The sequence below is a fragment of the Marivirga sericea genome (assembly GCF_900177665.1).
GTDB classification, from domain to species: Bacteria; Bacteroidota; Bacteroidia; order Cytophagales; family Cyclobacteriaceae; genus Marivirga; species Marivirga sericea.
The window spans coordinates 201167-218578 of sequence record NZ_FXAW01000002.1; the positions used below are offsets into that span (position 1 = coordinate 201167).

At 37.3% G+C, this 17412-nt stretch carries 19 protein-coding genes; 5 read left to right on the forward strand and 14 right to left on the reverse strand.

Going from position 1 to position 17412, the window contains the following annotated elements; all coding sequences use genetic code 11:
* Nucleotides 1-55 precede the first annotated feature (55 nt).
* Entirely contained in the window at nt 56-1540 is a 1485-nt protein-coding gene (locus B9Y84_RS06085; protein WP_085516213.1) for a YfcC family protein, read from the reverse strand.
* A 98-nt stretch (nt 1541-1638) separates the two neighbouring features.
* Here B9Y84_RS06085 and B9Y84_RS06090 point away from each other — a divergent pair, with 98 nt between their 5' ends.
* Nucleotides 1639-2403, forward strand: coding sequence for a hypothetical protein (locus tag B9Y84_RS06090; RefSeq protein ID WP_085516214.1), 765 nt, complete (start codon nt 1639-1641; stop codon nt 2401-2403).
* Between the two features lie 266 nt (nt 2404-2669).
* On the opposite strand, the gene B9Y84_RS06095 is transcribed toward B9Y84_RS06090, so the two are convergent.
* From B9Y84_RS06095 to B9Y84_RS06135, 9 genes are all read right to left on the reverse strand, one after another.
* Entirely contained in the window at nt 2670-3098 is a 429-nt protein-coding gene (locus B9Y84_RS06095) for a DUF1801 domain-containing protein (RefSeq protein WP_085516215.1), read from the reverse strand.
* Between the two features lie 3 nt (nt 3099-3101).
* A complete protein-coding gene (locus B9Y84_RS06100; protein ID WP_085516216.1) occupies nt 3102-3563 on the reverse strand; it encodes a GyrI-like domain-containing protein in 462 nt (153 codons plus the stop codon).
* Between the two features lie 3 nt (nt 3564-3566).
* Entirely contained in the window at nt 3567-4328 is a 762-nt protein-coding gene (locus tag B9Y84_RS06105) for a helix-turn-helix transcriptional regulator (protein WP_085516217.1), read from the reverse strand.
* 125 nt (nt 4329-4453) lie between these two features.
* Nucleotides 4454-4951, reverse strand: a complete 498-nt coding sequence (locus B9Y84_RS06110) for a DinB family protein (protein WP_085516218.1) — start codon at nt 4949-4951, stop codon at nt 4454-4456.
* 58 nt (nt 4952-5009) lie between these two features.
* Complete coding sequence (locus B9Y84_RS06115) at nt 5010-7148, reverse strand: penicillin acylase family protein (RefSeq protein WP_085516219.1); 2139 nt, start codon at nt 7146-7148, stop codon at nt 5010-5012.
* 267 nt (nt 7149-7415) lie between these two features.
* Nucleotides 7416-8453 (reverse strand): serine hydrolase domain-containing protein, encoded by a 1038-nt coding sequence (locus tag B9Y84_RS06120; RefSeq protein WP_085516220.1) that lies wholly within the window; start codon nt 8451-8453, stop codon nt 7416-7418.
* A gap of 321 nt (nt 8454-8774) precedes the next feature.
* Nucleotides 8775-9185 carry an Imm63 family immunity protein gene (locus tag B9Y84_RS06125; RefSeq protein ID WP_085516221.1) on the reverse strand — a complete coding sequence of 137 codons (411 nt, stop codon included), beginning with the start codon at nt 9183-9185 and terminating at the stop codon, nt 8775-8777.
* 133 nt (nt 9186-9318) lie between these two features.
* On the reverse strand, nt 9319-10371 hold the full coding sequence (locus tag B9Y84_RS06130; RefSeq protein WP_139827956.1) for a DUF7151 family protein: 1053 nt from the start codon (nt 10369-10371) through the stop codon (nt 9319-9321).
* A gap of 259 nt (nt 10372-10630) precedes the next feature.
* Nucleotides 10631-11353, reverse strand: coding sequence for a 1-(5-phosphoribosyl)-5-[(5-phosphoribosylamino)methylideneamino]imidazole-4-carboxamide isomerase (locus B9Y84_RS06135; protein ID WP_085516223.1), 723 nt, complete (start codon nt 11351-11353; stop codon nt 10631-10633).
* A gap of 228 nt (nt 11354-11581) precedes the next feature.
* On the opposite strand from B9Y84_RS06135, the gene B9Y84_RS06140 reads away from it, so the two are divergent.
* A complete protein-coding gene (locus B9Y84_RS06140; protein WP_085516224.1) occupies nt 11582-12199 on the forward strand; it encodes a SprT family zinc-dependent metalloprotease in 618 nt (205 codons plus the stop codon).
* Between the two features lie 250 nt (nt 12200-12449).
* On the opposite strand, the gene B9Y84_RS06145 is transcribed toward B9Y84_RS06140, so the two are convergent.
* The 3 genes from B9Y84_RS06145 to B9Y84_RS06155 form a co-directional block, all read right to left on the reverse strand.
* On the reverse strand, nt 12450-13019 hold the full coding sequence (locus B9Y84_RS06145) for a hypothetical protein (protein WP_085516225.1): 570 nt from the start codon (nt 13017-13019) through the stop codon (nt 12450-12452).
* A 117-nt stretch (nt 13020-13136) separates the two neighbouring features.
* Nucleotides 13137-13940: an N-acetylmuramic acid 6-phosphate etherase gene (gene murQ / locus B9Y84_RS06150; RefSeq protein WP_085516226.1), complete on the reverse strand. Its 804-nt coding sequence runs from the start codon at nt 13938-13940 to the stop codon at nt 13137-13139.
* Nucleotides 13937-14785, reverse strand: a complete 849-nt coding sequence (locus B9Y84_RS06155) for a BadF/BadG/BcrA/BcrD ATPase family protein (protein ID WP_085516227.1) — start codon at nt 14783-14785, stop codon at nt 13937-13939. The genes murQ and B9Y84_RS06155 overlap by 4 nt, the downstream gene beginning before the upstream one ends.
* 82 nt (nt 14786-14867) lie before the next feature.
* Here B9Y84_RS06155 and B9Y84_RS06160 point away from each other — a divergent pair, with 82 nt between their 5' ends.
* Genes B9Y84_RS06160 through B9Y84_RS06170 form a run of 3 tightly spaced genes read left to right on the forward strand, consistent with a single transcriptional unit; the run spans nt 14868 to nt 16395 of the window.
* A complete protein-coding gene (locus B9Y84_RS06160; protein WP_176223732.1) occupies nt 14868-15227 on the forward strand; it encodes a phage holin family protein in 360 nt (119 codons plus the stop codon).
* 24 nt (nt 15228-15251) lie between these two features.
* Nucleotides 15252-15647, forward strand: a complete 396-nt coding sequence (locus B9Y84_RS06165) for a hypothetical protein (protein ID WP_085516229.1) — start codon at nt 15252-15254, stop codon at nt 15645-15647.
* On the forward strand, nt 15625-16395 hold the full coding sequence (locus B9Y84_RS06170) for a phosphoglycerol geranylgeranyltransferase (protein WP_085516230.1): 771 nt from the start codon (nt 15625-15627) through the stop codon (nt 16393-16395). Before B9Y84_RS06165 ends, B9Y84_RS06170 begins: the two co-directional genes overlap by 23 nt.
* A gap of 84 nt (nt 16396-16479) precedes the next feature.
* On the opposite strand, the gene B9Y84_RS06175 is transcribed toward B9Y84_RS06170, so the two are convergent.
* The gene (locus B9Y84_RS06175; RefSeq protein ID WP_085516231.1) at nt 16480-17403 is read right to left on the reverse strand and encodes an AraC family transcriptional regulator; all 924 of its coding nucleotides are present in this window, start codon (nt 17401-17403) and stop codon (nt 16480-16482) included.
* Between the last annotated feature and the right edge of the window lie 9 nt (nt 17404-17412).

A 17412-nucleotide genomic window follows, 5' to 3' on the forward strand; every position in this document is an offset into this window, starting at 1 on the left:
TTTGGTACTACTTACGAGAATTCTTATTGTTTAGATCATTGCAGACTTTAAGGGCCTAATAACTCAAAATAGTTAAGAACATCATGCCGATCAATGCTAAGAGAACATAAAGTGGCCACATGAATTTCAGGAATTTTTCATAGCCAATTTTTACCATCCCCAATGAAGCTAAAACCAACCCTGTTGGACTCACGCTATTGAATAAACCGTTTCCTAATTGATAGGCATTCACAATTACTTCTCTTCCGATATTTACATTATCGGCCAGTGGAGAAAGTATAGGCATGGTTAAAACTGCCATTCCTGAGCTAGAAGGTATGAAAAAGGTCAAGCCTTGATAAATAAAGAAAAGTACATTGATAAAAAGTCCTTTATGCATTCCTGTGGTAAATTCACTGGCATAGAATAAAATACTATCACTGATTAGGCCATCATTCATTAAAATTGTAATTCCTCTTGCTAAGCCGATGATAAAAGCTACTCCAAGTAGATCGCCAGCACCTTGCATGAAAGATTGAATAAAATCAGTTTCTTTCATTTTACCTATAAAGCCGATTACAATGGCCCCCGCAAAGAATACTGCCGTCATTTCTACAAACCACCAATCCCATTGAGAAACGCCCATTATCATCACCACAAAACATGTGGTGAAAATCAATAAAATAATACGCAAGCGTCCAGTCAAAGTCACATGTGAATCTGAAGTAGCCTGCTTTAGATAATTTAAAGATTGAGTTACTGAATGATCCGTTAACGATTTCCCAGGATTTCTTTTGACCTTACGAGCATAAATCAGGATATACGCAATGGTAACTACCATACAAACTACAAAAATCAGTATTCGACCGTCTAATCCACTAGTCCAGCTTATACCTGCTGCGTCAGAAGCAATGATGGTGGCAAAAGGATTTACCGTGCTGCACATTACACCTATGGCAGAGCCCAGAAAAATACTAGCTAACCCTACCATGGAATCATAACCTGCTGCCAGAAAGATGGGAATTAGAATGGGGTAGAAAGCGAGGGTTTCCTCTGCTAGGCCAAATGTGGTACCACCTAAGGAAATGAGTAGAGTGGTAAAAATGATCAATAAAAATTCTTTGCCTTTTAGTGCCTTCGATAACCAAGCCATTCCGGCATTGAAAGCACCAGTTGTATTCATGATGCCGATCATACCTCCAATTATCAGTACCAGGAAGATAATATCTGCTGCTTCTATTATTCCTTTGATGGGTGCTGTTAAGAAGTCAAAGAATCCTTGCGGTTTAGGTTCTAATTGTTGGTAAGTGTTGGGTATGCTAATGGGTTTGTAGATGGCCCCGCTGGTAAATTTTTCAAGTGGAATTTTAATATCTAATTGAGAGAGGCTTTCCTGCTTGGCCGGCAAGGTATAACTGGAATCCTGAGCTTGTATATCGAATGATTCTGTTGATTCAGTATAACTTAAGCTATTGTAGCTTCCAGCAGGGATTAGCCAAGTTAATAATGTGACAAAACCAGCAATGATTAAAAGAATGGTTTGAGCAGCAGGAAATTTCATACAGCTATCAAGTTTTTAATTCTGGTAAATATAAGAGTTTATATACTATTGTTTAAAAGAAGTTGCTTAGTTCCAATAATTATGCATATATTTTTAGTATGAATGCTCAACTTTTCTTATTTCGATCCCGAGTTTTATTAATTTCCACCATTTTCTTAATTGCAAGCTGCGACAAAGGAGGAGAAGATCCAAGACCCCTGTCCTGTCCAGAATCAGATGCACTAAATTTCACTGAAAGTGATGGATTAGTAATCGTAGAATTTGAGGCAGTGCCAGACAGGTCTGCGATTGGAGATTGGGATTTCAGGAATGATTTTGCCGCATATGAAGGAGAGGGATTTCTTTACTGGGCAGGAGAGGATCATTTTTCTCAGCCGGGTAACTCTACTCTAGGATATGAGATAGAAATTTCCAATCCTGGGACCTATCGTTTCATTTACAGCGGATATATTGCCCTCGGGGAAAGTACAACTGAATCAAACGACCTCTGGCTTCGGTTCGCAGATGCGTCTGATTTTTATGGATTTAGAGAAAATGATGATTCTTACGTTTATCCAAAGGGCACAGATAAGTCCCCAAACCCTGAAGGTGCAAGTAGAGACGGTTGGTTAAAAGTCTATATGAATCAATTGAACGAATGGACTTATACAGCTAAAACGAGTGACAACGATGCGCATGATATTTATGTTGAATTTGACAATCCAGGCACTTATCTGATGGAAATTTCTGGAAGGTCAGAAGGTTTTGCAATAGATCGTGCGGTGATTTATAAAGAGGAGGGCAATTTCGCAGATTTAGGGAATAGAGCGAAAAGAAAAGAGGCTTTTGAAGTGCTAGATGGTAGTGATGCAACTTGTCCTTAAGTAAAGCGATAAACTACCTATTTCATAGCTTAAGGGGTTGTAAAATTTAACTAATCAAAAGAGGGGTTTGAGTATGTTTAAATCTAACTTAGTGTTGTTTTTAGCGAATTGATCCAGTTAATTTGATTGATGAGTAAGGTTCAAAAGAGGAAAGAAGTAGCTTGATTTCATTTTCTCGATGGAGCAAATGAAATCAAGCAACATCAAGCTTTTTCTCATTGTAGTTTTGGAAAGTGCTGGAAGAAAACCGTGTATTTTATACTAGGTCAAAGGCCCAGAGTCATCAAGTCTTTAACCTTATGATAGATTAGCGCTGTTTTGATGCATTCTTTTAATTCTACAACTGGAATGTCTTGCTTCATGTCAAACACTACTGCACGGTTTCCTTCAAAATTAAATTTATCTTCAAATACTATCCTAAAGGTCTCAACTAAGCGACTTGAACATTGGAAGTAAATAGCATATTGATGAGGTGCTTTCTTTTTCCAATCCATTCGCAGCGTACTTCCATTTTTATTCACAAAACTTGGCTCATTCCATTTCAGCGTTTCTTCCAGCTGATCAACGCCTTCTGTTTCTTCAGCTGTCTCAATCACTAACTTTCGCAAAAATTGCATCTTGCCACGCACAGCATCTGGATAGTTGTTAAAGACCTGATCTACTTGTGGGTTTCTTTTTAGCAGCAATTTTCCCATTTCCTATTCCTTTAGCGCTAAGTAAAACTCGACTTCAGCATCCATTGGATTTTGTGCTTTTTCACCATATACTTCGAAATCTGCTGTATAAGCTCGTTCTATTTCTGTATTCCATATTTTTTTCCAATGGTCTATAACGATGCCTTTTTTCAAATTACCTCTTACCGAAGATTTTAGATAGTATCCACTTTCAAAGGTCCTTGCTTCTAATCCCTCGGGAATATTGCCAAAGTCACTGACTTCACATCCTAGCATGGTTGTATAGGGCTTTGTATAATCACCCTCATAATCCATGTAGACTGAGTAAACAGTACTGTCCAGCTTGTTGCTAATTTTTTCCATTATTCCTTCTCCCATAAAACGTTGCCACAGTTCTGGGATGTCTGTTGCTGCCTGATTGTTTTCATTTGTAGTTCTGACAGTAATGCCAATTAATTTGATTGGGTTGATTCTAGTCTTTTGCATATTTCAAGTTTTTTGATTTTCAGCAAAGGTAGAAGGGGCTGGTGACAGAGGTATGTCAGGGGTATCTAGACATTTTTTTCGGCAAGCTTCAAAGTATTGATCGAGGGTTAATTTGTGAGCTTCAAAATGTTCTTGAGTAAGATTGATTTGTTGAATACAATCCAGTCGAAAAGATCGGAAGTCATTTCTTTTTCGACAAAATGCAATTAGAATCCAGTTATCATTGGTTGTATACAATGCAAAAGGCTCAATTTCTCTTTTTGTTTGCTCTTTGTTTAAAGAAAGGTATTCAATTCTTAGCAGCTGAAAATTGGCTATATGAGATTGAAGCTGAATCAAGTAATGACTTGTTTTCTCATTATTCTCATTATTTCTGATATGAATTCGGCTTGATAGGAACTCTATGTTTTCTTTTTGTTTCAGACGAAGCACTGATTTGATTTTTGAAATCGCATTCTGATATTGTTCAATAAAAGAGCGATCCTTATTCTTTAAGACCAAATGCTCAGCGGTTATTAAAGCATTTGCTTCCTCCTCATTAAACATGACAGGCGGCAATCGGTATCCTTCCATTAAAGTATAGCCTTTCCCTTCTTCCGTTACAATGGGAACTCCAGACATTTCTAACGTCTTGATATCCCGATAAACGGTTCTGATGCTAATATGATGATGCTCAGCAATATCTCTTGCTGTTAGCATTCGCTTAGCTTGCAGTTGAGTCAGGATTGAAGTCAAGCGCGCAAGTCTGGGTTTATCTTCTGCCATGCTAATTTCCTGCTTTTTTTAGTGAAGTAAAATGTCCTTTAGATAGCTCGAATTGTAACAAACGCTCTGCTTACCAATTCATTAAACTCTTCAATATAAGGATTTTAAGAGAAATGTATAGAGCATTAAGCGTTTTTAGCTCGTGCCTTCTCTCGCACCCATTCTATGTAATCCGTCTGCGGAATTTCGTTTATCCCCAACTGTCGCAGCATCATTACAACTTGTCCTCGGTGGTAGGTTCCGTGGTTAAAAACCGTATGCGCTATTTCTTTGAAGGGAATGGAGAATTTTTCTCCTTTATGTTCAAACTTAAGTTCCTGTTCTAAATCTGCTTTTTCCACAAAATCTTTAAATTGCTCGGAGGTTTTTTTCCATTCCTTCATGAGCCCTGCAGTAGAGCCGTAAAAATCCTTCACCTGTGAGGTATCCCAACCATCGCCTTTCAAGCGAGATAGCCAGCCCAGTTCAGCCATCCAAAGATGGGCAAGAGTAGCTTTTATATTAGGGAAACTGGATATGATAGGTTCTTCCAACAGTTTTTCATCTAACTTTAATAGGCACTGGACTATCCTTTTATTGGCCCAGATATTGTAATTTGCGTAGTCGATATGAGTTGATAACATCGTAAAAGTTTTTTATAATTAGATTGTTAAAAATTACAGTATAGCGGAAGACATAAAATTACTTCCATTTAATACTTCCGGGGTGATATTTTACTTTCAAATTTTCTTCTACCTCATCTTCGGTAAAATAAACATCCTTTAGTTTTCCTTGAGCATACAATTCAGCCTGGTCATCGTAATGATCGGATTCAGGATGATCACTTTCGCCATAAGGGATAATAGATCTAGCTTTTACCTGCTCTCCAAATTCTACTATCGCAACATACGCATCGCCTCCTTGCGCTCTAATATCTAAGCCTTTCAAACCAATATCAGGTAAATAACCTTCGAATTTACCTGAAGATGCAAACATAATTCCAGTAATTGAAATACCTCCATCTATTGGGTAGCTAGTTTCAAGCTTTTCAAAATTATATTGTTCAGGATTCAGCACACGTTGATGCCTGTATATATCTCCCCATTTTACTTTCCAAGAACCCTTTTCATTTTCAAGCTTATCAATGGCTTGTTCAAATGCTACCAAATTAGGATACTCTGTTCCAATTCTTCGTTGGTGATAACTTTTGAAGGTCCAGATATAGTATAAAGAAGTTTCCACGGATTCACTACTACTGTACTTATCCCACGACTGCAGTAATTTTAATGGTTCTTCAATCTGGGCAATCCTGTCGGGGTCTGTACGATTAACTTCTATCACTTCTTTCATTAAGTCTTGCAGATTTTCATTTGCATTATGAACGTAGGTGTCAAATTTAGCAGTCTCCATGGACCTCATTGTTACCTCTTGTAAAGTATCTAACATGACGAGAGCCCTTCTCCCTCTATTAGTATTACCCTGATTATAGGTCATATAGTCTGGATAATCCTCAGGATTAGGATTTTCATTAGTGGTGGTATTAAATGGCCTATTATTGCAGTTTTGGACATATCCACAATCTGGATTCAAGAGCTGCGGTAGCTCTTCTAAAGTATGATATCCCTGCCATTCACTCTTTTTCAAGCTACCGTCCACTGGAGTTTGCCAATTTAAAGTAGTATCTCGTTTGGGAATAATGCCATTGTACAAATAAAGGATATTGCCCTGATCATCTGCATAAGTGATATTATGGATAATCAAAGAGTTAAGTCTCAAAGCATCCTTGAATGAGGCAAGGTCTTTCGATAAAGCCATTTGATAAAGCTGATTGAGCATACCGCCTTTTTCTAATCCAGCTATCTTTACGCTAATAGGTTTTCCTGTTTTTGATTTCGCCAAAATAGGGCCGTGAATCGTTTTTCGATAGCTAACTTTCTGCTGTATAAAACCTGAATCTGTTTTAATTTTTATACTATCCTGATAAGTTTCCACTGGTAAATACTCTTCACCAAAGCGATATAAGGATGAATCATCCGGGTGGTCAAATTGAACTTCATAGGTATCTGATACGTCAGGGCCATTAACGGTCCAGGACCAGCCTAAGTGTTCATTATGGCCCATTACGGGAAGTATTCCTCCGCCCTTGCCTACCATTCCATAAAAATTCAAACCTTCAGCACTGCTTAGCTGGACTTCATATGGTCCATCATAACTGTAATGAGGATTAATAACCAAGATCGCGTTATTCGATTTTGTTTTTTTTCCGCTTAAGGCAAAAGCATTGGAACCAATACTTTTAATATCATCCATCAGGTATTCAACTATCATTTCGTCATTAAGAGGCCCCAATGCAGGAAACGAATTTCTTTTGTATTCTGCCAAAATATACCAAGGTTCAATATGAGTAAGTAATTGCGGGCTTACTTCTGGATTATTTTCAAGGTAGTAATTTAACCCCATGGCATATGCATCACACAATTTTTTAACTTTCGGATTCAAAGTTTTGTATTCTTCCTTTGAAAGTCGTTCAACTTCGAATGCCTTTACTCTGACGTCATTGCTTTTGCCCTCTTCACCTTTCACTTCGGCTAATCTTCCAATAGACTCAATGAGTCTGCTTTCAATTTTCTCAAAACGATCTTCAGCGCGAGCATAAGCAAAACCGAAGATGGTACTTTCGTCTGTCTCACCTTTTATGTGCGGAATGCCGTAGGTATCTCGAGAAATCGTGACAGAATTAGCAAGTTTTGCGGCTGCAGTGTAGTTTTTCTCAGGCTCGTTGCACCCAAAAAATGATCCTATCATTAAAAAAAGTAAGAGGTATTTAGTTTTTGTATTCATAGTTTTTTAGTTGTGTTATCTTTTCTTCATTAAGATTGACAATGATAAAATCAGAATTATAATCCTCTTCCCGCGAGCTAAGGTGCATACTGCTTTCGCTAAATGCTACAAAAATCATTTGCCCTAGCACCACTATTCTTTCTTTTGTTATTGGTATTCTCGCTTGTTAAGCTAGCGTCATTACTAATAAACGGCTTGAATAAAGGTAGAAAAAAGCAATTAAATTTCTAACTCCTTTTATAGAATGACCTTTAAAAATCAACTTTTTCAATTTTTGATCAGGAGCGCGTTCATCAATGGATAACGAAGTTCAATGTATTTATCACTATTCGAGAGGAATACAACTAAAACATCATCCTCTACTCCCCTCATTATTTGAGACTTAAATCCACCTGCCCCTCCTGTGTGACTGGCCAAGAGATGCTTTACACCATTGATTTCAGGATCATTTAAGTACCAGCCTAAACCGTAGCGAACGGAATCACTGAAAGGAGTGAAAACCTGTTTAAAGTCATCTTCCGAAAGTAGTTTTTCATTTCTGATGGCTTGATCCCATTTGTGTAAGTCTTCAACAGTGGAAAAAATGCCTGCTGCCGATAAAGAGAAGGACATATCTACAGGCGGTGCATTAGAGAAATTGCCTTCATTCTGAAGTGAGCCCGTGGCTAAGTTTTTAGGACTAGAGGCTGGGTTATATGTGCCCGTATTGGTCAAGTTTAGCGGCTTGAGTATTTTTTCCTCGAGAAGTTGGCTAAATTCTTTGGAGCTGACTTTCTCAATAATCTCTCCCAGCAAATAGTATCCAATTATGTTGGAGTATTTAAACTGGGTCCCAGGCGCGAACTCCAGATTTGCTTGGCAGTACCTCTTCTCAAATTCTTCCTTTGTCAAGGCGCTAAAGTTCGCTGAATCGCTTGCGTTAGGAATACCATGCGTGTGAGTTAAGAGGTGGCGTATTGTGATTTTTTCTCCAGTATCTTCTCTGTAATTTGGTAAATAATTGATGATAGGAGCATCAAGCGCTAGCTTACCAGCCTCAAGCTGTTGCATTACTAACAAGGCCGTAAACTGCTTTGTCAATGAACCGATAAAGAATTTTGTATCAATATTATTTGGGGTGTTAGTAGTTTGATTAGCAAAACCGTAGGTGTTTTCGTAGATTATTTGTCCCTCCTGAGCGACCAGTACTACTCCACTCAAATTCTCTTGGGCATCAATTTCTTCTAGTATTTTTGAAATCTCAATCGATTGGCCATTGGCAGAAACGACTACAAATAGGAATAGTAGGTTAAGAAACAGTTTCATGGAGTTTTCCGAGGGTTTAAGATTTAGAACGTCCGCATATGAGGAGAAGAGAATTGAATGAACTAAATGTCTCAACTGCTCAAAGTCACATATCTTAGTAAAGATATTAATTGTAGAGGACTTTCCAATTCGAAGGGGAGTATCCTGCCCAATAAACAGCGTTTATTCATTGAAGCCAACCTAGGCAATATGTTTGGTTGCTAGCTATGAAAAGCAAACATAAATTACGGGCTATTTAGCAGTCTCTTAGCTACAAAGTGGTTTGCAAATGGGGTTTTATACCATGTTACAGGTAGTTTGTTGTTACTTATAAGCAGTTATTTAATCATCAAACGGAGTAGTCCGAAGTGTTTCGTCAATTTCCTTCTGTGTCTGTTTAGCCCAGTCAGAGTTGATTATGCGCATGAGTTCAACCTGCTTCGAAAAGAGTTGTCGCCTGAAGTCTTCGTTCGACTTCCTGTTTTTACGTTCGTGTTCAACTGCCATAATGAAGGTCGTGTCTTTAAAAGCCACGAACATCAAGTGTTCCAAGTCAAAAGCTGAGATACTAAAAAGTTGTTCGCCCGGCTCGTATGCTTCGTAATATAATATTCCATTAGATGAGAATGCAATATTTGGTCTAGCAAAGTCTTGATTGTCGTCTACAGATGGAAGTTGATTCGGTTGCGCTCCGATAAGTTCAGCCAGCCTATGAAGTTCTGATTCTATTTCTGATTTTTTTGTCCGCACCATGAAAAGTCATTACCTGTAACGACTTGATAAAATGAGTGCGCCCAACTTCTCAAAAAGCTCTAAAATATATCTTCGATTTCATGCTTTCTACGAAGAGTAAAGGCGCATGCATTTTTATCTATTGTTACATGCTTTATCTTGTCTGTAAGAAATAATGAAGTGGCGCAAGTTTTTCGTCAAAGCTTTTCTTATTCCATTCTTCTGCTAATTCTAGTTCTGATTTGGAGGCAATTCTTCCCCCAGATGAATTTTCTTCGACATTCAAATATAGTATAGGTCTATATTCTTCTATTGGTTCTAAATGAGTATCAAAACAGATCAGACCATCTTGATCGAGTTCTAATGATATTACTATACCCTTATTATTTTGTTCATTAGCAATCCATTGTGAGGCAGCTCTTCTACTTAGTCTTAGTGGAATCCACGAACCCAAGTAACTTATCCCACCATTGAAATAAAATCTATCATCAAAAGTGCCATAGGTTAATTCACTTTGGCTGTTATCGGTAAATGATCCTGCTGAAGGCCATAAATCTGTTAGATTCGCTTTAAGCCAAGTAGCATCTTCATCAAAACTTGGAATTGTTGAATCAAAAACATCAAAAGTTCCAACAGCCAATGAATTTGGATTGTTACCAATGCAGCTAGTATGAACATAAAGGATTGCTTCGTTAAGATAAACTGTGTTAGTTCCAAAATCATCCGCAATCTGCGTTGATAAACCGGTGAATTTTAATAACGACCTTGCTGTGTCTTGATCTTGAGTATCTATTGAACAAATAGCATAAGTGTTAGAGAAATTTGGTTGATCTGATGAAATTCCGATACTTATTGTGCCTTCATATCCTTTCCATCCTTCTTGAAAATAATAATCTACTTGATCTAGAATATTTTCTCCATTACATATGTATTGACTGTTAGTTACTTCATCAGTGTCTAGAATTCCGTTTCCGTTACTGTCGGTACCTGTCTCATGCAAATACCCACCATTAACACAATTTACACCAGGGGGCTCGACAGTCAATTTAGTTAAACTATTTGCTCCATCTTGACCATCAGCTCCATCCTGACCGTTAATTCCATCCTGACCGTCAATTCCATCAGGGCCTATCGGCCCTTCAGGTCCTTCACAACTCATTAAAGATACTAGTAGGAATACTAGTAGCAAGTAAGGTTTTTTCATCATAATATTCTTTTAGTTTATAATTTTGCATGTAACAAGTGAATATAGTCACCAGAGGGGGACTATATATAAATATAATCACCCCCTGGTGACTATATATCTATTATGCCGTTAATCTAAGGAAATCTTAGTAGATAAAAAAGCGCCTATATGGCGCTCAAAAACTGTAAAAGACAATAGCTGTAGAATTAAACGTTTAAATATACAGTTTCGGTTCGACTGTATTTTTTGCTTGATTGGATTATTTTAAAACCAAAATAACTTATTTCAGAAATTCTTGTAAATCGGAAATTTTAATATTTCCTTCATAGTAGGCTTTACCAAAAATTACTGCGAAAACGCCCATATCATTTAGCTTGCGGATATCATCTACATTGCGTACTCCACCACTGGCCAATACACAAATATCAGGGAATTCATTCAAAATGCTTTGGTACAAATCAAATGCTGGGCCGGATAAAGAACCCTCTTTGCTAATATCGGTTGTTTTTACATACTTCAGTCCTCTATCGTAAAAGTATCTGATATGCTCAATAATGTCAATATCAGTATTTTGCTTCCAGCCTTTGTAGGCAATTTTTCCATTAAGGGCATCCGCACCCAAGGTAATTTTTTCTCTTCCGTATGACACAATCCAGGAGGCAAAAAGCTCTTTTCTTTCTACTGCTATGCTGGCTGCAGTGATATAATCAGCACCATATTCATAGGCTTTACTTATGTCACCATCGGTATTAATACCACCTGTGAAATCAAGTTCCAGGTCAGTATAGCCATGTATGGCTTCCAGTATATGATAATTAACTGGAGAACCTCTATGAGCCCCATCCAAATCTACAATATGTACTACTTTTATTCCACTATCTTCCAGTTTTCTTGCGACATCAATAGGGGAGTCATCATACACTTTTGCTCCAGCAATATCTGCGCCTTCAACTCTAATAATTTTACCGTCTTTGATGGCGATGGATGGAATAATTTGAATCATAGTTGTAATGGTTTTATAAGAGTACGATGATATAAAAAAATGGCGGTTTTACAAGCCTGAACCCCATTGTTATTGCGTTAAGCTTTAAAGGGCTTTGAAATTACACCTTAAAATGGAAATTACAAAAGAAATGACAGGGGAAATATTTGAAATTGCTAAATTGAAATCATGCTTTAAGGAGATTAAAAGCTATTTTTATGAGATTTTCTGCTTAATTTTGACTGCTTTATGACGCATTACGAAAAACAAATATATCATAGAATAAGCCGTTTTGTGCCGGAAAACTCTGTGCATTTAGCTTTTGCTTTATGGAAGGAGAGCCCTTTTCGATTTGTGATAGCCAAAGCAAGAAATAGCAAACTTGGGGATTTCAGAAAGAAGCCAGGCGAAGATTGGGCAATCATAACGGTGAATGAAAACTTAAATCCTTATTCATTCCTGCTAACTTACGTACATGAAGTTGCTCATCATCGGACCTATGAGAAACATAAAGGAAGGGTTTCTCCCCACGGGAAAGAATGGAAAAATACTTTTATAGACTTGATGCTACCTTTCCAAACAGCTGAAATTTTTCCGGAAGACGTTCTGAAAGCGTTAAATAGGTATATGCAAAATCCCAAAGCGGCATCGCTTTCGGATATCCAATTGGCAAAGGCGCTTAAGGGATATGACCCTGCAAATCCTGATGAGATTAGTCTGTTAGAACTCCGGCAAGGACAGCAATTTACGCTAGAAAACAGGATTTTCGAAAAACACGAAACACGGAGAACTAGAGTTAGATGTAAAGAAGTAAGATCTGGGAAATTTTATTTGGTCCATAAAATGGCGATGATTATTCCTGAATAATACAGCCTAATGCTGTGGAATTATTCTCGTCAAGACGCTAAGCCGCAAAGCTTTCCGCAATGATAAAATAAAATTATTAGAGAAAAATTTATTGTTCAAAAATGATGTCACAATATAATGACCTCTTTTTTATCCTCTCTGCGAGGTCGATGTGGCTTAGCGTCTTTGCGAGAGTCCCCTTTTGGCTTTAGTCAAAGAACCTTTCAGCTTGATTCTTCATGAGAAGGAACATCATATTGACTAAAAGACATTAGAAATCCAATCGCCTCATTACATGTTCTTCTACTCTTTCGCAGAAGACTTGTGGCTTTAATGTTCTCCAATTTAAGTGTTCAAATTGCCCTCCGCAGTTAATATAAGTATCTACATTGAACTGTGACCATTCTTCTAGCACAAAGTCACGAAAGTTGACACCCACTATCCATCCCTCTTCCACTTCTTCAAACCATTCTTCATAATACTCATCATCCGAACCATGAAAATTCAGAATATTTTCACCTATTAAGATGTATTTGTTGATCCCTTGTAAAATCATATGTTCAATGATATTTCTTTTCAGGTGCATGATGTCATTATGCAAAGTATCATTCCATTCGCCTATCATCTCAATTACAGCAATACCTTGATCGTAGTTGGCATATAAAATTTTGATATAGAGCGTTTCCGATCCTATCGCATCCCAAGCAGGGTCAATGTAATAGCCGTAAATCGTGTCAGTATATAATTCATAATTATATTCTTTCCCATGAAAGGGGGAAAGCTCATCAGATGAGGAGTCATAGTACTTTAGCCAGTTGTAGTAAGGCTCGATGTGATGCATTTTAGGTATTAAGTTATAAGTGATAATCGATGAGAAGTAAGAATGCGATTTGTCCGGAAAAAGTTTAAGAAAATCAGTAATTATTCTTTAAAGCGAGGAACTTCAGAGCGGTACTACTCATTTTCCTCCACTTTCAACAGCTTTCCTAACAGAACCATGTTTTAGTAATAATTTTTTAGCCCCTTCATAATCTATATCCAGCTCCTGCATGATCATTTTTGTTCCTCTGTCAACCAGTTTTTCATTGCTTAATTGCATATCGACCATCCGATTACCTTTTACGTGGCCTAATTGAATCATGGCGGTCGTGGATATCATATTCAGCACCATTTTTTGGGCAGTTCCTGCTTTCATTCTTGTGCTGCCTGTGACAAATTCTGGACCTACCGGGACTTCAATGGGAAAATCCGAAACCTCCACCACTTCTGATCGCGGATTGCAAGTAATGCAAGCGGAACTTATGCCATGCTGTTTGGCTATCTGTAAGCCGCCAATCACATAAGGAGTAGTTCCGGATGCCGCAATCCCTATCAAAAAATCCTGTTTAGTGATCGCATATCCTTGCAAATCCTTCCAAGCTTGTACTTTATCATCTTCAGCAAATTCCACTGCTTTTCGAATGGCATCGTCACCTCCGGCTATTAAGCCAATGATTTTGTCATGCCCCACACCAAAAGTGGGAGGACATTCAGATGCATCTAAAATACCTAATCTTCCACTAGTACCCGCTCCAATGTAGAAAAGACGGCCGCCCGATTGCATTTTCTCAACAATTATTTCTAGTGCTTTCTCTATTTGCGGTAAAGCGTTTTGAACAGATATTGCCACCGACTGATCTTCCTGATTGATTCCATTTAGTAATTCATTAATCGAAAGATTCTCCAGATTACTAAAGTTTGATTCTGATTCTGTAATGCTCATTGATGCTGATTTTTATGATAAAGTGTTAAACCTGCTATTGGGGTTTCCATAAAATTACCCGCAGTTAAGTTATTTTTTGTTAAGACCATGCGCATAATAGTATTGGCATGAAAAGCCACTCCTCCCACAAAGTGGACCGGTAAATGGGGATGCTGCTCAAATTTCAAAACGGACTTGTTGAGAAATGTTTGAAATGCATCCGCGATCATATCAAAGAAGAGTTTTTCTTTTCGATGCATGAAAGCAAACTGAAAAAATTGAGCAAAAAAGCGGTTAGGATAGGGCTTTTGATAGATTTGTTCTAAGGCATACTCAAGTGTTACAGCTGGGAATTCACGAGAGAACTCCTTGAGCAGTTTTTCGGGCATGTCATTTTCCAAATAAGCTTTCAGTGTTTCTTTTCCAATGTAGGCACCACTTCCTTCGTCTCCGAGAGCGTATCCTAGAGAAATCATACTATTGGTAATACGATGACCATCGTAGTGACAGGCATTTGCACCGGTACCCAGAATGCATATTATTCCTTCTTTATTTCCACAACTGGCTCTTGCAGCGGCAAGCATATCATCTTCCACAGAAATATGTTGACATTTAAAAAAATCGGAAAAAACTGATTTTATTTTTTCTTTATTTTTCTGCTGACCGCAACCTGCACCGTAAAAATGAATTTCATGTACGTTTTGAAGTGGTCTATCTTTAAAATCACTCTCTAGACTCTCTAAAAGCTGTTTATTTGAAATCAAATAGGGGTTTATCCCGCTTGTTTTTAATTGTTCAATGGTATTATCGTCTTTTAAAAGTCGCCAATCTGTCTTACTGGAACCACTATCTGCTATAAGATGCATTAATCTTTATAATTATTTTACCGTGTAAATTTAACATCACCTGAAATTTATATAACTTAGGAATCAATTAATAGGTAAAGTTGTGAAAAAAAGTAAACTGTTAGGGCTTTTGGGACTAGATAAAATTATAGAATCGTTACAAAATTTGCTAGAAGTACGAATAGCAATGATTAGAGAGGAAGTGGAGGAAACAGTAGCGGAGAAATTAGCGAAAGTTTTACCCCTCCTTTTGGTGGTGGCAGCTTCTACTTTGCTGATTATATTTGCTAGTTTGACTTTAGCGTTTTATCTAACCGAAGTATTGGGTAGCTATGTTTATGGATTTGGCTCTGTGGCCTTGGTTTACTTAGTGATGACCATTATCTTATTTCTATTGAAAGATAGTAAAGCGCTAAAAAAAGTATTTAAGGATTCCATGAGTAAACCCACTAAAGAAGATTAATTTCAATTTTTAAATTCAAGAAGCATGAGTAATCAAGAACAGCTATTGGAGAAAAGTAAACGATACGAACAAGATTTGTCAGAGCACTTACGAGAATATTCAGGGAAAGCTGAGAAATTCGGTAAAAATGCTTTAATGATTGCAGGAGGTGTTTTTTTAGCTTATCAGGCTGTAAAATTATTAACAGGGAGTAAGAAAAGTCGAAAATCTCAAGTTTATAAAGAGGTAGATGAAGACGAAAGAGACTATGATGATTCACCACGTTTGATTATCAAAAGAGAGGAAAGTAGTACTGGTATAATGGATGCGCTCAAAGCTGAGGTAGGAGGGATCCTAGTAGCTATCGCAAGAGATAAAATTCTTGAATTTTTAAGTCAATTAGAAAATAAGGGGTCGGATGACAGAGAAAAAGAAGCTTAATCAGCTAATAGCTCGAAAAGAGAACGGGAGAAAATTTTTTGCGCTGCTGATTGACCCTGATAAAGTACATGATAGAGCCTCTTTGCAACGCTTGGTCAATATGGCCATTGAAAATGAAGTAGATTTTTTCTTTGTGGGAGGTAGTTTGATTGTCTCTGATTCTCTAAGCAGTTGTATCTCCGATATTAAATCGGCAACAGATATACCGATCATTTTATTTCCTGGAAATAACCAATATATTGATTTGCAATCGGATGCTATTCTTTATCTGTCACTTATTTCAGGTCGTAATCCTGATTTATTGATTGGCCAGCACGTTTTGTCTGCACCGATATTGAAAAGAAGTAAAATGGAAGTTTGGCCAACAGGCTATATGCTCATTGATGGAGGTAATAAAACTTCTGTATCTTATATGAGCAATACTAATCCCATTCCTCATGATAAAAGTGATATAGCCGTCAGCACTGCCATTGCAGGTGAGCTCTTAGGGCTTCAATTGATCTATATGGATGCTGGAAGTGGCGCTGACAAAATGGTTAGTGAGAAAATGATTGCTTCGGTAAAACGAGCTATTGACATCCCCCTAATCATTGGAGGGGGTATTGATTCTGTAGGTAAAGCAAAAAGCGCCTGGAAGTCAGGCGCTGATGTAGTAGTTGTGGGTAATGCTATAGAGCAAAACCCACAATTATTGATAGAAATGACGGAAGCAAAAATATTGCTCAATCAACAATTATATAGAATCTAGCATTTAACTTGGTAAATGTTGATTACGGAATATTTATGATTAAATAGCTTTTAATCGTGCTCAAGTAGTTACCTAAGTACCTGCTTAAACGTTCATTAAAGATTCTCTTCTTCTCATTTTCCCAGCAGGGATTCCGAACATCATTTTGAATCTTCGGCAGAAGTATGCAGTATCTTTATATCCCACTTCATGCCCTATATCACGAATACTCTTTTTGGAAGTTCTAAGCAAAGTAACGGCTTCTTCCATCCGTTGATATTCAATATAGTCTTGAGGATTTATTCCTGTTAGCATTTTAAAGTACTGACCCACATAATCTTCTGAGACATTAGCTACTTCAGCCAATTTTTTATTGGATAAATCACCTCCTAAATGTTCATTGATGTAATTAAAAATATCAATTAAGCGTGGATCTTTGAAATAGGTACTGTTGGTCGCTAATTGTTCAACGAATAATTTGTTACGAACAATATGTCTAAATAATTCTACTAATAAATATTCTGTTAGAACTTTTACCATTCTATCAGCACCTGGCTCATCGGTATCAAGTTCTTCAAAAATTTTATCATTCAGCGATTTTATAACATCATTGCTAAAAATAAATGGTGGTATATCAAGCGAAGCAAAAAAGTTTACAGAATCAAAAACTTTAGCTTCAAAAGAAATATAACTAAAGCTATCTCCGCCCTCTGTTAATAACTCATCATGGGAGATTGAATTGAAATATTCCGCTTTACCAGTTATGAATTTATCATTGGTAATAGACTCTATTTGGCTTCCTCTTCCATAGGTGATTTGATGTGCTTTTCCTCCGGGAATAAAAGCAAAATCACCTTCTTTTGCTAAAAGTTTCTCTTCACCAAGAAGGACTTCACCCTTATTGACCCAAATTACTTTATTCTCTACTTCATAGAGATTATTTACAGTTACGGGTTTTTGAATTTTAATATTCTTTGCTTTAACGAATTTTACGCCTAAAGACTCAATGATTTTGTTGTAATCTTCCATTTTCTTGTT

Bases quoted from the DNA above. Each gene is read 5' to 3' on its own strand.
- B9Y84_RS06130 (WP_139827956.1), bottom strand. From the start codon at position 10,371: ATGATGAAAAAACCTTACTTGCTACTAGTATTCCTACTAGTATCTTTA.
- B9Y84_RS06095 (WP_085516215.1), bottom strand. From the start codon at position 3,098: ATGGGAAAATTGCTGCTAAAAAGAAACCCACAAGTAGATCAGGTCTTT.
- B9Y84_RS06100 (WP_085516216.1), bottom strand. From the start codon at position 3,563: ATGCAAAAGACTAGAATCAACCCAATCAAATTAATTGGCATTACTGTC.
- B9Y84_RS06105 (WP_085516217.1), bottom strand. From the start codon at position 4,328: ATGGCAGAAGATAAACCCAGACTTGCGCGCTTGACTTCAATCCTGACT.
- murQ (WP_085516226.1), bottom strand. From the start codon at position 13,940: ATGAGCATTACAGAATCAGAATCAAACTTTAGTAATCTGGAGAATCTT.
- B9Y84_RS06110 (WP_085516218.1), bottom strand. From the start codon at position 4,951: ATGTTATCAACTCATATCGACTACGCAAATTACAATATCTGGGCCAAT.
- B9Y84_RS06135 (WP_085516223.1), bottom strand. From the start codon at position 11,353: ATGATTCAAATTATTCCATCCATCGCCATCAAAGACGGTAAAATTATT.
- B9Y84_RS06125 (WP_085516221.1), bottom strand. From the start codon at position 9,185: ATGGTGCGGACAAAAAAATCAGAAATAGAATCAGAACTTCATAGGCTG.
- B9Y84_RS06170 (WP_085516230.1), top strand. From the start codon at position 15,625: ATGACAGAGAAAAAGAAGCTTAATCAGCTAATAGCTCGAAAAGAGAAC.
- B9Y84_RS06165 (WP_085516229.1), top strand. From the start codon at position 15,252: ATGAGTAATCAAGAACAGCTATTGGAGAAAAGTAAACGATACGAACAA.
- B9Y84_RS06090 (WP_085516214.1), top strand. From the start codon at position 1,639: ATGAATGCTCAACTTTTCTTATTTCGATCCCGAGTTTTATTAATTTCC.
- B9Y84_RS06155 (WP_085516227.1), bottom strand. From the start codon at position 14,785: ATGCATCTTATAGCAGATAGTGGTTCCAGTAAGACAGATTGGCGACTT.
- B9Y84_RS06115 (WP_085516219.1), bottom strand. From the start codon at position 7,148: ATGAATACAAAAACTAAATACCTCTTACTTTTTTTAATGATAGGATCA.
- B9Y84_RS06145 (WP_085516225.1), bottom strand. From the start codon at position 13,019: ATGCATCACATCGAGCCTTACTACAACTGGCTAAAGTACTATGACTCC.
- B9Y84_RS06175 (WP_085516231.1), bottom strand. From the start codon at position 17,403: ATGGAAGATTACAACAAAATCATTGAGTCTTTAGGCGTAAAATTCGTT.
- B9Y84_RS06140 (WP_085516224.1), top strand. From the start codon at position 11,582: ATGACGCATTACGAAAAACAAATATATCATAGAATAAGCCGTTTTGTG.
- B9Y84_RS06120 (WP_085516220.1), bottom strand. From the start codon at position 8,453: ATGAAACTGTTTCTTAACCTACTATTCCTATTTGTAGTCGTTTCTGCC.
- B9Y84_RS06085 (WP_085516213.1), bottom strand. From the start codon at position 1,540: ATGAAATTTCCTGCTGCTCAAACCATTCTTTTAATCATTGCTGGTTTT.